The 15,062-nt window shown below is 44.2% G+C and carries 13 protein-coding genes; 7 read left to right on the top strand and 6 right to left on the bottom strand.

Going from position 1 to position 15,062, the window contains the following annotated elements; all coding sequences use genetic code 11:
- Positions 1 to 129: 129 nt before the first annotated feature.
- From MMA19_RS19385 to MMA19_RS19410, 6 genes are all read left to right on the top strand, one after another.
- On the top strand, positions 130 to 1,011 hold the full coding sequence (locus tag MMA19_RS19385; RefSeq protein WP_240207003.1) for a DUF72 domain-containing protein: 882 nt from the start codon (positions 130 to 132) through the stop codon (positions 1,009 to 1,011).
- Positions 1,012 to 1,194: 183 nt separating this feature from the next.
- Positions 1,195 to 1,923, top strand: coding sequence for a carboxy-S-adenosyl-L-methionine synthase CmoA (gene cmoA / locus MMA19_RS19390; RefSeq protein WP_006075038.1), 729 nt, complete (start codon positions 1,195 to 1,197; stop codon positions 1,921 to 1,923).
- 67 nt (positions 1,924 to 1,990) lie between these two features.
- Positions 1,991 to 2,968 (top strand): tRNA 5-methoxyuridine(34)/uridine 5-oxyacetic acid(34) synthase CmoB, encoded by a 978-nt coding sequence (cmoB, locus tag MMA19_RS19395; RefSeq protein ID WP_031493418.1) that lies wholly within the window; start codon positions 1,991 to 1,993, stop codon positions 2,966 to 2,968.
- Between the two features lie 158 nt (positions 2,969 to 3,126).
- The gene (locus MMA19_RS19400; RefSeq protein ID WP_006075035.1) at positions 3,127 to 3,861 is read left to right on the top strand and encodes an ATP-dependent zinc protease; all 735 of its coding nucleotides are present in this window, start codon (positions 3,127 to 3,129) and stop codon (positions 3,859 to 3,861) included.
- 53 nt (positions 3,862 to 3,914) lie between these two features.
- A complete protein-coding gene (locus tag MMA19_RS19405) occupies positions 3,915 to 5,420 on the top strand; it encodes an inactive transglutaminase family protein (RefSeq protein WP_006075034.1) in 1,506 nt (501 codons plus the stop codon).
- A 3-nt stretch (positions 5,421 to 5,423) separates the two neighbouring features.
- The gene (locus MMA19_RS19410; protein ID WP_038230096.1) at positions 5,424 to 6,407 is read left to right on the top strand and encodes an alpha-L-glutamate ligase-like protein; all 984 of its coding nucleotides are present in this window, start codon (positions 5,424 to 5,426) and stop codon (positions 6,405 to 6,407) included.
- A gap of 116 nt (positions 6,408 to 6,523) precedes the next feature.
- Here the strand turns inward: MMA19_RS19410 and MMA19_RS19415 are convergent, their stop codons facing one another.
- On the bottom strand, positions 6,524 to 8,641 hold the full coding sequence (locus MMA19_RS19415) for a methyl-accepting chemotaxis protein (protein ID WP_240207004.1): 2,118 nt from the start codon (positions 8,639 to 8,641) through the stop codon (positions 6,524 to 6,526).
- Between the two features lie 176 nt (positions 8,642 to 8,817).
- On the opposite strand from MMA19_RS19415, the gene xthA reads away from it, so the two are divergent.
- Complete coding sequence (gene xthA, locus MMA19_RS19420) at positions 8,818 to 9,624, top strand: exodeoxyribonuclease III (protein ID WP_240207005.1); 807 nt, start codon at positions 8,818 to 8,820, stop codon at positions 9,622 to 9,624.
- A gap of 292 nt (positions 9,625 to 9,916) precedes the next feature.
- Here the strand turns inward: xthA and MMA19_RS19425 are convergent, their stop codons facing one another.
- The 5 genes from MMA19_RS19425 to MMA19_RS19445 form a co-directional block, all read right to left on the bottom strand.
- Entirely contained in the window at positions 9,917 to 10,600 is a 684-nt protein-coding gene (locus MMA19_RS19425; RefSeq protein ID WP_006075030.1) for an ABC transporter permease, read from the bottom strand.
- A 2-nt stretch (positions 10,601 to 10,602) separates the two neighbouring features.
- Positions 10,603 to 11,343 carry an ABC transporter permease gene (locus MMA19_RS19430; protein ID WP_038230091.1) on the bottom strand — a complete coding sequence of 247 codons (741 nt, stop codon included), beginning with the start codon at positions 11,341 to 11,343 and terminating at the stop codon, positions 10,603 to 10,605.
- Between the two features lie 121 nt (positions 11,344 to 11,464).
- The gene (locus MMA19_RS19435; protein ID WP_031494603.1) at positions 11,465 to 12,235 is read right to left on the bottom strand and encodes an ABC transporter substrate-binding protein; all 771 of its coding nucleotides are present in this window, start codon (positions 12,233 to 12,235) and stop codon (positions 11,465 to 11,467) included.
- A gap of 91 nt (positions 12,236 to 12,326) precedes the next feature.
- Positions 12,327 to 13,097, bottom strand: coding sequence for an ABC transporter ATP-binding protein (locus MMA19_RS19440; protein WP_006075027.1), 771 nt, complete (start codon positions 13,095 to 13,097; stop codon positions 12,327 to 12,329).
- A 444-nt stretch (positions 13,098 to 13,541) separates the two neighbouring features.
- Positions 13,542 to 15,008, bottom strand: a complete 1,467-nt coding sequence (locus MMA19_RS19445) for a flagellar sheath protein A (protein WP_240207006.1) — start codon at positions 15,006 to 15,008, stop codon at positions 13,542 to 13,544.
- Positions 15,009 to 15,062 lie beyond the last annotated feature (54 nt).

Below are 15,062 nucleotides of genomic sequence, written 5' to 3' on the forward strand. Positions count from 1 at the left end.
TTGCCAGTTGCGGCACTAGAACTCTTGAAATGGATAAAATATCAACAAATCCTGTTGATACGACTGAAGCTAGAACATTGCAATCAATACACGAGATGCCATAGATGGAAACGAAAGCAAGGGAAGATGATGAGCGAGCTTAAGTTAAGATTAGGTTTAACCATGTGGTCACACAGTGATTGGCAGCACTCATTCTATGGTAAAGGTACCAAGCCAAATGAGCGCTTGGAGCGTTATGCATCTGTTTTTCACACTGTGGAAGGCAATACCACCTTTTACGCTACACCGAATAATTCTACTGTCGATAGCTGGAATCGTGCGACTCCTGAAGATTTCCGGTTTACCTTCAAACTCCCAAAACAGATCACCCACGAGCAAATGCTCACTCAATGCCGAGCAGAGCTAAACAACTTCCTCAAAGTTATGGAACCGCTGCACTCGAAAATTGGTATGTGGACGATTCAGCTTCCGAGCAGTTTTGCTCCCGAACAACTCGCATCACTGCAATCTTTTTGCCAGTGGTTCCCTAGCGACATGCCGTTGGGGGTTGAGGTTCGCCATTTGGGATTTTTCAATAAATCTGATGACGAACGACGGTTTAACCAATGGTTAATGGAGCAAAATATCGACCGCATTATTATGGATAGTCGTCCTGTTTTCGCGGCCAAGCCGGATACCCCTGCCGTCATCGATGCTCATGAAAAGAAACCAAAAGTACCTGTTCACGCTATTGCAACCGCAGAACATCCAATGATTCGCTTTATTGGTCACCCAGATATGGAACAAAATCTTCGCTTCTTTAAGCCTTGGGAAAACAAACTTGCCGAGTGGGTTCAACAAGGTAAGCAGCCTTACGTTATGATTCATACTCCTGACAATGTCGAAGCGCCTGAGCTTGCCATTAAGCTTTATGAAGTGCTAAGCCAGCATATGGCGACGCTACAAACAACGCTTTCCCCACTCAACGCAATTCCAGCATTGCGCGACGATCATCAAATTTCAATGTTCTAATTCATTACTGTGTGTCTATCTCTCACTGATTTGACCTAACACAAGTTGCGATACAGCTACGTAGGATGACTTTTCTTGATGAATAACGTAAAATGCGCGCCTTTTTTATTGCCTCTGAACTTGTACTTAGCAAAGCGCTGAACCAAGTTTAGGACTGAGTGAGACCGCATGGGGAACAATGATATGCAGAACAAAGATACGATATTCTCTGCACCTATCGACAAAATTGGTGACTTTACCTTCGACGAACGCGTAGCGGAAGTCTTCCCAGATATGATTCAACGCAGCGTGCCGGGTTACAGCAATATTATTTCTGCTATTGGAATGCTGGCTGAACGCTTTGCAAAGCCTCACTCCACTATTTATGACTTAGGCTGTTCCTTGGGCGCTGCTACGCTATCTATGCGTCGTAACATTACTCAAGAAGGTTGCCAAATCATTGCGGTCGATAACTCTCCAGCTATGGTTGAGCGTTGCAAACTTCATGTGAATGCTTACCGCTCTGATACTCCAGTTAGTGTCGTTGAAGCTGATATTCGTGATATTGATATCACCGACGCATCCGTTGTGGTGCTTAACTTTACGCTTCAATTTTTATCTCCAGAGGATCGCCGAACTCTGCTTGAAAAGATCTACGCGGGTTTGCGCCCGGGCGGTATTTTGATCTTATCTGAGAAATATGTGTTCGAAGACGAAAGCGCCAATGAACTATTGATCGATTTGCATCATGACTTCAAACGCGCCAATGGCTACAGCGAGCTCGAAATTAGCCAAAAGCGCAGCGCCATTGAGAACGTCATGCGCCCAGACTCAATTGCAATGCACAAAGCACGCTTTGAAGAGATCGGTTTTAGTAGCTGTGAAGTTTGGTTCCAGTGTTTCAACTTCGGCTCTATGTTTGCTATTAAATAGCGCATTACGACCATTACCTAGATATACCATTAGCGAGATATCGCTAAGTTTAAAATTAGAGAATCCAATGTTTAATTTTGCAGACTTCTACCAACTTATTGCTCAAGATACACGCCTACAGCCATGGCTTAATGTGTTGCCTCAACAGCTGACTGACTGGCAAAACGCTCAGCATGGCGATTTTGATCGTTGGTTAAGAGCCCTAGCAAAGATTGATGTGGGTCAGCCTGATAACGTAGAGCTGAAAGATAGTGTAACGATTTCAAACTCTGAGCCACTGCCCACTGGCGAAATGAAAAAGCTTGAGAGCTTACTGCGTACTTTCCACCCTTGGCGTAAGGGTCCGTACCATGTTCATGACATTCATATTGATACTGAGTGGCGCTCTGATTGGAAATGGGATCGTGTGCTTCCACATATCTCACCGTTAAAGAATCGCTCTGTGCTGGATGTTGGCTGTGGTAACGGCTATCACATGTGGCGCATGCTAGGTGAAGGTGCACGTCTATGCGTCGGTATTGACCCATCACACCTATTCTTGGTTCAATTTGAAGCGATTCGCAAAATGATGGGCAACGACCAACGCGCTCATTTACTGCCATTGGGTATTGAACAGCTTCCTGAACTGCAAGCGTTTGATACGGTATTCAGCATGGGTGTGTTATATCACCGCCGTTCGCCGCTCGATCATCTTATTCAACTAAAGAACCAGTTGGTACCGGGTGGCGAGCTGATTTTAGAAACCTTGGTGATTGAAGGTGATGAGAATGCAGTCCTAGTACCGCACGATCGCTACGCTCAAATGCGCAATGTTTACTTTTTCCCGTCAGCACTTGCACTGAAAGTTTGGCTCGAGAAAGTTGGCTTTGAAAATGTACGTATCGTTGATGAGAACGTGACGACAATCGGTGAGCAACGCACTACCGAATGGATGACACATAACTCGTTGCCTGAGTATCTAGATCAGAACGATCCTAGCAAAACTGTCGAGGGCTACCCTGCTCCTCGTCGTGCTATCTTAATTGCTGATAATCCAAGCAATTAATCAATCGTAAGTGTTGTATACGTCTCACTTTATCGAGTTTTGACATGACGTTTATAACTCTAACGGAGCTCTGACAATAGGGAGTATCAAACTCCCTTATTGATCAGCTAAAATCCATACCACTTCCTGTTCCATTATTTACTGTTTTAGGGTTTAAGATGTACAAACGCTTGGCACCACTTGTCGCCATCGGTTTACTTTCCGGCTGTTCCACTATTAATCACCAAGAACTTCACCAAAGTACACTCAATGCAATCGAACAGTCCGAGCAACGCCTCGAGAATCGCCTCACCAATATCGACCTGCAGTTGAGCAACCAAACTGACTACATAGATAGTTTGGAATCTGAAATAATCGCACTTAATGAACAAATTAAGGTACTAGAGAACAATCAAGTAGAAGGACTGGAGAAAATTGATGACTCCAAGCCTCTGCCAGCAATCGTTGCTGTGCCTTCAATTTCAAGCCCTGTAATCTTAGGCTCTGTTGAAAAAGTAAAACTCGATGTTTTAAAACAAACCTTCGATGCGCGTGTCGATACTGGAGCAGCAACCTCTTCATTAAATGCTGCCGATATTCAAGCGTTTGAGAGAGATGGGAAGCAATGGGTGAAATTTCACCTCGTTAATGACAAGGTTAAAGAGCAGGAAAAACGTTGGATTGAAGCCCCTGTACTCCGATACGTTAAAATACGCCAATCTACCAGCGATGAAATGGAACGTAGAGCTGTAGTTGAATTGTGGATCCGTGTAGGAAAAATCCATGAAAAAGCGCAATTTACACTGGCGGATCGCTCGCAAATGACCCACCCTATACTACTAGGAAGAGAATTTATCAAAGATATTGCTTTAGTGGATGTAAGTCAGCAATATATACTTTCATCTAACAAATAAATCTCTTTTGAATAACACTTTCAGGGAAAGCAATTACAATAATAAGGTTGTTTATGACTTCACGTATTCCATTTTACCTATCAGTAGGCTTACTGATTGCCGCAGGTATTGCGCTTAGTGTCATCAGACACGAGACGTACGGCGTTCCATGGACTCCAGGTGAAACTCGCCAAGTCTGGGATATCGAAGCTAGAGTTGAATTTAACGCCATTGGCAAGCCCGCCAAAGTTTCTTTAGCGGCACCTTATACTCAAGAAGGCTTTACACTCATTGGAGAGTCAGCATCTTCACCAGGCTACGGTGTTTCGTATGTTGATTCTGATGCAGGACGCCGAGCAGAGTGGTCAATCCGCCAAGCCCAAGGTCCTCAAACCATCTACTACAAAACTCAATTTCTTGTTGATGACCAAGCGCTCGCTAACTCGACACCTCCTACAGAAGAAATCATTAAACCGACCTTTGATGGCCCAGAAGAAGCCGCTGCTATTGCCCTCGTAGAACGCGCCACCTCTCGCTCTTCTGACAATATCACTTTCACTCGAGAACTTATCAAAGCACTGAACGATGGTGATAGCCAAAACTCGGCGCTCATTCTGAACAGCATGACTAAGTTGCAAGCAGCCTCTAAGCTTCTTGCGTATGCTGATGTTCCCAGCAAAGTTGTCGGTGTTATTGAATTAGAAGATGGTCGTCGCCGTCAATCCAGCCAACAAATGTTGCAAGTATGGGATGGCAAAAAATGGCAAATTTTCTCTCCGGAAACAACCGAAGGTAAAAAACAACAGAACCTATTGGTTTGGGATGAGTCTAACGTCTCTTTGCTTGATGTCGTCGGTGGTAAAGACAGTAAAGTTCATTTCACCATGATTTCGCAAGAGGTATCCCCTCAAGAAGCAACAAACAGTAAAGTTGATGCTGACGGTCTTCTTAACTTCTCTATTCATAGCCTACCTCTCGAAGAGCAAGCCATGTTTAAGACCATCATGCTAATACCAATTGGTGCCTTGATTGTTGTATTCCTGAGAATACTGATTGGCCTGAAGACCTCAGGTACTTTCATGCCAGTACTGATTGCCGTAGCATTCGTTCAAACACAGTTAGTCACCGGTATTGTCGGCTTCTTGCTGATAGTGGGTACTGGTCTGGTGATCCGTAGCTATCTATCTAAACTCAACTTACTATTAGTTGCCAGGATATCAGCGGTTATCATCACCGTTATTTTGATTATTTCAGTCTTTACCGTCGTTGCCTTCAAGATTGGTCTCACCGAAGGTCTGTCGATTACCTTCTTCCCAATGATCATCCTGTCTTGGACAATCGAACGTATGTCGATTCTGTGGGAAGAGGAAGGCGCGAAAGAGGTTGTACTGCAGGGTGGTGGCTCACTACTCACAGCGGTTCTGGTTTATCTTGCGATGACCAACCCATATGTACAGCATCTAACGTTTAACTTTATCGGTCTGCAATTGGTTATCCTTGGCGGTATCCTAATGCTAGGTACTTACACAGGCTACCGTCTGACTGAGCTACGCCGTTTCAAACCTCTAACGGAGGACTAATTTATGCTACGAAAGCTAACCAGTCCTTTTAAGTTACGTGAACGCGGTATCATGGGTATGAACCAGCGTAACCATAGTTACATTGGTCGCTACAATGATCGTTCTAAATACCCGTTGGTTGATGACAAACTTAAAACCAAGATCATCGCAGAAAAAGCTGGCGCAACCACGCCAGCCTTGATTGGCGTTATTCGAAGCCAAGTTGAAGTTAAAACCATCCACGAGATGGTCAAAGACTGGCCAGGATTCGTAATTAAGCCAGCTCAAGGCAGTGGTGGTAAAGGTATCTTAGTAGTCACAGAGCACAAAGATGGGGTCTACACTAAACCATCTGGTTCCACCATTAACAAAGAAGACGTTGAACGCCACATCAGTAACGCGCTAGCGGGACTGTTTTCATTAGGTGGTAAGAACGATGTAGCAGTGGTCGAAAACCTCATCAAGTTTGATGACTGCTTTGAAGGCTTCAGTTACGAAGGGGTTCCTGACGTTCGAATCATCGTGTTCCAAGGTTATCCAGTGATGGCGATGATGCGTCTTTCTACATCTGCATCGGACGGCAAGGCCAACCTTCACCAAGGTGCAGTAGGTGTTGGTATCGATATCGCTACCGGTAAAGCGGTTAGAGCTGTTCAGTTTGACCAACCTGTAACTCACCATCCAGACACAGGCAAAGAGCTTGCAACGCTCGCAGTACCTCACTGGGAACGACTCCTTACTCTTGCCTCTAGTGCTTATGAGATGACAGGCCTTGGCTATATGGGTACGGATATGGTGTTAGATAGGGAAGAAGGTCCAATGGTGTTGGAGCTTAATGCTCGTCCTGGTCTTGCGATTCAAATCGCCAATGGATGCGGTATCCTACCAAGACTTCAGCACATCGAATCGTTAGGCGAACCAAACCCGTTCACCTATCCTTCTCCAGAAGAGCGCGTTGCCTATGCGGCTAAGATGTTTGGGCACGCTAATGAGGAGGAAGCGTCATAACGTTTCCTTGATGATGTCTTTCCTGCGTAGACTTCTTTCTTCGCGGGATTGTAGAAATAAAAACGCGACCCACTTGGTCGCGTTTTTGTTATTACCTTAATGTTCAGCTTGAGCGGTTACACCTTAAATTGGCTCATCAACCCTTGTTGCTCCCCAGAAAGCTGGTTAATTTCTTTGCCCACTTTTTCTGAGTCTCCCGCCTTCTCTAAGATTTGAGCACTTAAATCACGAATGTTACTTACGTTTTGATTAACTTCCGCCGATACAGATTGCTGCTCTTCTGCTGCCTTAACAATCTGGCTATTCATATCGTTAATCGCAGAGATAGACTCGAAGATGCTGCTCAGTGCTGCCACGGCTTGCTGAACATGCGTCGCCGTAGAATCTGCAAGTTGTGACCCTTCTTGAATCGCGCTCACCACATCGCGTGTTCCCTTCTGGACACGCTCAATAACTTCTTGGATTTCGCCGACCGAATCATGAGTACGACTTGCTAGACTTCTAACCTCATCTGCAACTACCGCGAACCCACGACCTTGCTCCCCTGCTCGCGCTGCTTCAATGGCAGCATTGAGTGCCAGTAAGTTAGTCTGCTCGGAAATGCCTTCAATTACCGCGAGGATCTCTGTGATATTAGTGTTGTTCTTCGCTAGCTCTTCTACCACCGGAACGGTAGCTTTCATCTGTTCAACCAAACGAACCATTTCACTGGCTGACAGTTCAACGACTTCCTGACCTTGGCTAGCAGACTCATTTGCTGAAGCCGCAGCTTGCACCGCAACCTCAGCATTTTGCACCACGAGTGACGCCGTTTGTGTCATCTCTTCTGACGCAGTGGCAACGAGGTCAACTTCTCTAAATTGAGCTTCACTACTCTCTCGTGTCGCAACCGCTGTGGCATTGGCACTTTCAGCTGTACCAGCAATGCGTTCAGTGGTTACGGCAACTTGTTGGATCGTCGTTTGCAATTTTGCTAAAAATGCATTGAACTGCTCTGCAAGCTGACCTATCTCATCGCCCGATTTGACTTCCAAACGCTGCGTTAGGTCCCCCTCTCCACTGGCAATATCCTCTAAGCGAGTAACTACCTCTCTAATTGGCTTAACTAGACGTAGCGACATTAGAGCAATGATGACGAGCCCTACAATGACAAAGCCAGCACCCACTAAGACTTCAAATACAATTCCTTCTTCTAACTGCTTAGAGATAATGCTATCAAGCTCAATAGCATCACTGAGAACGCTGCTACGAGGCATATCAAAGAATACGCCCCATGTCTGATTAGCAATAGTGACTGGATTAAATACCGTTAACCACTGACCATCTGCACTCCATTGAGCGCTAGCTTCTTCTCCAAACATCAGGTCTGTAATCTGCTCTGACGATAAAATGGCACTTTGATAAGGAGAACCAACTTTAATACTCGAATCGTCACTGGCAATTACACTTTCATCGAGGCTGATGATGTTCACGTGTCCACTACCATTAAAGAGGCTGGCATCTGACTCCATAACGGTATTGGCGAGCTCAGTCAGTTTAAGGTCGATACCTAAAAAACCAATTAACATGTTATCGACTTCAATTGGAATTGATAGCGATGAAGTGAGGTGTTGCTGATCACCAATGGCACTGAGTCGTGGGGTACTGACACACGATGCTTCGGTAGCGAGAGGACAATAGAAGCGTTCCCCATCTTCTAAAGCGTCAAGTTTACGCTTAGTTAGAACCGTGCGGACGGCATTCTCACCCGTCTCAGTGATTTGCCAATAAGTCGCAAATTGTCCAAGCTCATTAGAACCAACATAGTCGGCTCCCTCATAGTTTGAATCTTCTCCATCAAGCATATTTGGCTTGAAGACTAAGTATGCGCCTTGGATAGAAGGAAACTCGATAACGGCCCGTCGAATCATTTCATCCAGTGCCGTTCGCAGATCCTCACTGGAGACGAAATTTTCTTCTGCGTTATACTTTTGAAACTTAGCGTTGGCGATCAACATTTCCGCACGGTAAATCGCTTCATTGAAATAATCTTTGACTTCTCGTGCGTTAATATCCGCACGAGCTTCAAGTAACGCCTGTGATTTTTCAACCACCGATTCGGAACTGAGTGTCTGAATTGCTTTTTGGCTGTTGATGGCGTTATAGAGTGAAAAGCCTATCAAAGCTATGGAAGTAAATAGCAAGCAACAGCCTGCTAACACCGTGATTTTCCACTGCACGGAAAGAGTTCGCATAGTACATCCTTTTTGCAAACGTGAGCCAGTATGTTTTTTTATCGACGTATTGTCGTTTTTATTTAGCGATTTATTACATCATTTTTACATCTTCACCTCAACTGAAGCGTTGTACGTTCAGGATGCTCAATGCTAGTATTTTGACCCTGATATAAAAATCACAGGATTAGTGAGAAATGAAAGTCATCAGTTTTAATATCAATGGCCTACGCGCTCGACTTCATCAACTTCAAGCTTTGATTGATAAGCACCAGCCAGACGTCATTGGTTTGCAAGAAATCAAAGTTCATGACGATGCCTTCCCAGTAGAAGCGGTAGAGGCTATGGGCTATAAAGTCTATTTCCACGGCCAAAAGGCACACTATGGTGTTGCTATGCTGTGTAAGCAGGAGCCTATCTCGGTCCAGAAAGGGTTCCCTACCGACAACGAAGATCATCAAAAACGTATGATCATGGCAACATTCGAAGATGCTAATGGCGACAAAGTGACCGTGTTAAATGGCTACTTCCCTCAAGGGGATAACATTAGCCATGAGACCAAGTTTCCTTATAAAGAAGCTTTCTACAAAGATCTGATGACCTACTTGAATGAGCACCATAGTAATGATGAGAAGCTTATCGTTATGGGTGACATCAATATCAGTCCAATCGACCTAGATATCGGCATCGGTGAACCAAATCGCAAGCGTTGGCTCAAGACTGGTAAGTGTTCCTTCCAACCAATTGAACGTGAGTGGTTACAGACCCTACTCGACTGGGGCTTCGTAGATACATTCCGTCAGTTGCATCCAAACGTCGATGATCAATTCTCATGGTTTGATTACCGCTCTCGCGGTTTCGATGATAATCGCGGCCTACGAATTGACGTGGTATTAGCAACGAAGAGTCTTGCTGTAACGTGTTCAGAAGCAGGTATTGATTACGAACTACGTGGCATTGAGAAGCCATCTGATCACGCGCCAATTTGGTCTGTGTTTGGCTAAGCCAAGCACTAGTTTGCGCTATTATAACGTCATTCCTGCCTAGAGCAGGAACCTGCCCAAAGCGCGCACCTAGTCCCAAAAAAGTCCACTACACCACAACGGTAGATCCCTGACATTTGCTAGCGCAAATTCAGGGATGACGTACGCCTTAGTTGACGCCTAACTTCCTGTCATTCCTGCCTCCGAGCAGGAATCTACCCAAAGCGCAGTGCAAAAACAAAATCCCCGATGATCACTTTTGCAACAATCGGGGATAATAATTCTAATTATTCTTTCTTAAGGAATAACTACATCACTGTGACTCTAGTGGTCTCATATACGCTAGGAATCGCTTCTCTGCTTTCTTAAATACCCAAAGAATAATGAAGGTCAGTCCCATATAGAACAAACCTGCGGTCAGGAATGATTCAAATGGCGCATAGTAACGAGAGTTCACTAGGCGAGCAGCACCGGTCAAATCCATAATAGTGACGATACCAGCTACCGCCGAACCGTGAAGCATGAAGATAACTTCGTTACTGTATGCAGGTAAGGCTCTACGTAATGCGCTTGGCAAAATAATGCGACGATAGGTCTTCCAAGGACTCATTCCATAAGCTTTTGCAGCTTCGACTTCACCTTTTGGTAAGCCATTTATCGCACCGCGGATAATTTCTGCCGTATACGCTGATGTGTTAAGTACAAACGCGACTAACGCACAGAACCATGCGTTTTCCCACAACGTATCTTTGACTGGGAAGAATTGGTCCATGCCGTAGTAAATCAAATAAAGTTGAACCAACAGTGGCGTACCACGGAAGAAATAGATAAAACCCCACGATGGTAAACTGAATAAATAATTTGTGCTGTTTCTAGCTACCGCTAAAGGTATTGCCACACACAAACCAATCACAAGGGCTAGCGACACCAACCAAGCGGTAGTCCAAAGGCCATCCAGATAGACTGGGAAACTTTCTACTATCAATGAAAAGTCCATATCTACCTCACATGAATACTAAATTTGCGCTCTACCAGCTTTAAGAAACCGGTTGAGATGCTGGTGAACAGTAAGAAGATAATCGCCACCGACATATAGAAGGTAAATGGCATCTTGGTTGAACCTGCCGCTAATGAACTCACGCGTACCATGTCTTCTAGTCCAATGATGGAGACTAGTGCAGTTGTCTTAAGAAGTACCAGCCAGTTATTGCCAAAACCCGGTAAAGCATGTCGAATCATTTGAGGTAGAAGTATACGTCTAAATGCTAAGACAGAGCTCATACCATAGGCCTTCGCTGCTTCCATTTCACCTTTATCAACGGCCATGATTGCACCGCGGAAAGTTTCGGCCATGTAAGCACCAAAGATAAATCCGATAGTTAATACCCCTGCAACGAATGGAGATACATCAATATAGTCAGGTAAGTATGAAGTCCACTCATGGTTCGGGTCGCTGGACATAAACCAGTTGTTAAGCCATTCGTTGACGGCGTACAAACTGTTATTGAGCAGTATTTGTCCGCCAAAGAAGATTAGCATCATTAAAACGAGATCTGGGATGCCTCGAATAATGGTAGTGTAAAGTGTCGCTATCGCACGTGCCCACTTATAGGGAGCAAGCTTAGCGAGCGCGCCTAACATACCTAAGAGCATAGCAAGCAATAGCGAAAGTATTGCCACTTCTATGGTCAGTACGGCCCCTTTTAATATTGAGGCTTCATATCCTTGTAAATCGAGCATAGTTCCTTCCAACAGCACAGCAAATTTGTTGGTAAGTCATACTAAAAAACACCTGTGACACGCTTTTTAGTAAAAGGGCCTGAGACTAGCTCAAGCCCTTATCGTTATTTAAGCTAAGTGATTAGTCGCCGTATACATCGTAATTGAAGTATTTAGCGGCAATCTCTTGATACTTACCTTTCTCACGTAGAGATTTGATAGCCGCATCAAGTTGCTTAGTTAGGTCTTTGTCTTGTTTACGAACTGCGATACCCATGCCTTCACCAAACCACTTAGGATCTGTCAAAGAAGGGCCAACGAACTCGTACGCGTCACCGCCATCTTTATTGATTACACCTTCTTCAAGTGCTGATGCATCACCAAGAACAGCAACGATACGACCGTTTGCTAGATCTAAGTACGCTTCATCGAAAGAGCCGTAACGAACGATTTCCACTTGGTCACCGTAGTTATCTGTTAGGTACTTGTCGTGCGTAGTTGCACGCTGTACACCTATTTTCGCACCATTTAGGTTATCAAAGTCCAAGCCAGCGCCTTTCTTAGCGATAAACTTGTTAGGGATTTGTGCGTATTTACCAGTAAAGTCAACTTTCTTCTTACGCTCTTCCGTAATAGACATTGCTGCGATGATTGCGTCATATTTACGCGCCAATAGTGAAGGAATGATGCCATCCCAATCTTGAGGAACGATCACACACTTCGCCTTAAGCTCTTCACATAATGCGTTTGCCATATCAACGTCAAAACCTTTTAGTGAACCGTCAGCTTCAGTCCAGCTAAATGGAGGGTAAGCACCTTCAATACCAAAGCGCACAGTTTTCCATTCCTTAGCTTGTGCTACCCCAGTTGCCGCCGTTGCAGCAAGTGCTGCTACCATTAACCACTTTTTCATTTCCATACTCCTGTGATTGAGATTTTTGTTATTAATGTTGTGTTTGTTTGATTTTTCTCGGAACCTAGGTTCCGACACGCCACCCTCTATATTAGTAGATGGATGAGATAAATTGTTGTAAACGTTCAGATTCAGGGTTAGTGAACAGTTTGGCGGGATCGCCCTGCTCTTCAACTAGACCTTGGTGTAAGAACATCACATGATTTGAAACGTCACGGGCAAACGCCATCTCGTGAGTCACTACCAACATGGTGCGACCTTCTTCCGCAAGATCTTGCATTACACCCAGTACTTCACCCACAAGTTCTGGGTCCAAAGCCGAAGTTGGCTCATCGAAAAGCATAACTTCAGGCTCAACCGCCAGTGCACGAGCGATAGCAGCACGTTGCTGCTGACCACCAGAAAGGTGTCCTGGGTAATAATCTTTGCGCTCATACAAACCTACTTTTTTCAAAAGCAGTTCTGCATTTTCAATAGCTTGAGCTTTAGGCACGCCCAGAACATGAACGGGTGCTTCAATAATATTTTCCAGCACCGTCATATGAGACCACAAGTTGAAACCTTGAAATACCATAGCCAAGCGAGAACGGATTCGCTGAACTTGTTTTTCATTGGCAGGAAGAGACTCACCCGAACGATTGCGCTTCATTTCGATTAACTCACCGTTAACCCAAATTTCGCCTTCTGTGGGTGTTTCAAGAAGGTTGATACAACGAAGAAATGTACTTTTTCCAGAACCAGATGAGCCAATAATCGAGATGACATCACCTTTGTGTGCAGAAAGGGAAATCCCCTTTAAAACTTCATTTTGACCAAAGGTCTTGTGCAGTTCTTTTATGTCCAGCGCTGGTACATCATTCATGCGCTTGTGCTCCCTGTATATTATTGACTGCTATGCCTATTGTTAGAGGCGAAAGGTACTCCGACCTTTTATTTGTTCGATACAAGCTAGCACTACAATGTACAGTTTGCAACAAACTATTAACCTGTTTTCATTCTTAACACAGCGATTGTATCTGACGATTTATGCAATTTAAAGAGTTTATAACTTATAATTGTGAATAATCTTTACTGGATGCTGCACATTTAGTCATTGATGATTTTTTATTCTTCCGGTGCTTTTATTGCGCAAATGTTACATAAATCAACTGTGATTTAGACCTTATCTCTGCCAACAAGTTAAATGCCGGAATATAAGCCTATCTAATGGTACATTAGTAAAGATAATGAACTAGTTGAGTGTTTTGATAGTTAGATCAAAAAAGCCTCTCAGTGAGAGGCTTTGGTGGTTTATACGGTGGCTGACTTAATTATCGTAGCGGTGCAGATAAAACGACCGTGTTTGAGCAATGTTATTTACCGAGTATCTCAAATCTTGCAGGGACTTGACGATGCTCATATTATCTTTACCTACGTTACCGGAGCCTCCGTGACGGAAAGCTGTCATGAAATCTGCCAGTGGCATATCTTTGTCTTTTTCTGTAAACAAGTACGATTGAGAAATATGTGATGTTGAAGTGATTCTTAAGCTATCTGCAACACTGTTACTAAAGTCACTCAGGTCAAGCTGAGGTACTCTTACAGTCGGCGAAATATGCGTATATACCGCGTGCTTAACAACATATCCATTGTGTCCTTGTTCATACGCTGTTCTTTGGAGCCCCTTTTCTGAATCAACAGCAATACTTGGGCGAACATCAACTACCTCGTCCGAAACAGATGGCTTAGCATTGTTTGCGTTGTTGGACATAAATAAACTCTCGTCATCAATAGATATAGACCATGTAGTTCCAATTACATCCTGATAACTAGCCTCCCAACCCGATACTGCAATGGAACCGCTTATGTTATATGTCCAAGACTCACCAAGACGCTCTTCTGGGTGGTAATAATTAGCTTGAGTGCCGTTTAAAGGAAGTTCTGCGAGCTCGTACATGAAGTTATTATGTATAGCATTCAGCTCAATTTTGCTAGAAACAATCTGCGAATTGGTTGCATTAGCAATGCTCGAAGTACCAGCAAACTGCATCACATTATTATTCCAACCGTTAAAGCCGTATTGAAATAGTTCACTACGATCTGTTGTTCTATATTGTGAGATCATCGTGCTCTCTCCACTGAGACCTTCTATGGAAGCAAGAGAGTTGTTTGTGCTCGTTTTGGTGTCCAATTGAGAATCGAAGTAAAATTGGAAATTTGGGTTTCCAGTCGCACTTTCATCATTATCGTAGGATAGATTAGAAATGGTTCTTGGAGAATCATTACCACCTGTCACACACGACCCTTGTACTACCGGATTAAGTACTGAGAGCTCAATGCTTCGCATACTTGCATCCGCGGTTAACACCTCTTTCGAAAAAGACTGAGCGAATATTTGGTTTCCATACTGCTCTTGAATCGTCACGAATCCGTCATCAGGAATATTTTCTAGTGCGATTCTCAAACTCCCTTTTGAACTGGATACAGCAGTTCCATATTGGTTGCCATTTGAATCCGAATAAATAGCTTTGACCAAAGCATCTAAAGACGTGCCAATAGACACATAATTCGTAGCTTTCGTTACGGGAGTGGCACCGCTGTTATCTTCATATATGTCATAAACTCTACAACTGGAACTAGGGTTGTAGTTGACCTCCACTGGCTTAAGAAAATTAAACGTGTAGTAAGTTAAACTTGGGCTAGGTGGCGCATCCTCGCCGCCACCGCCGCCACCACAACCAACCATTGCACCCGAAATTGCTGCAACTAATGGCAACATTACTATTTTATTCATCGTTTGTTCCTAACCCGTACGTAAGCGGCAACAAGTTGCCGTCTCTATATCATT

The sequence above is a fragment of the Vibrio sp. CyArs1 genome (assembly GCF_022432925.1).
Lineage (GTDB): Bacteria > Pseudomonadota > Gammaproteobacteria > Enterobacterales > Vibrionaceae > Vibrio > Vibrio mediterranei.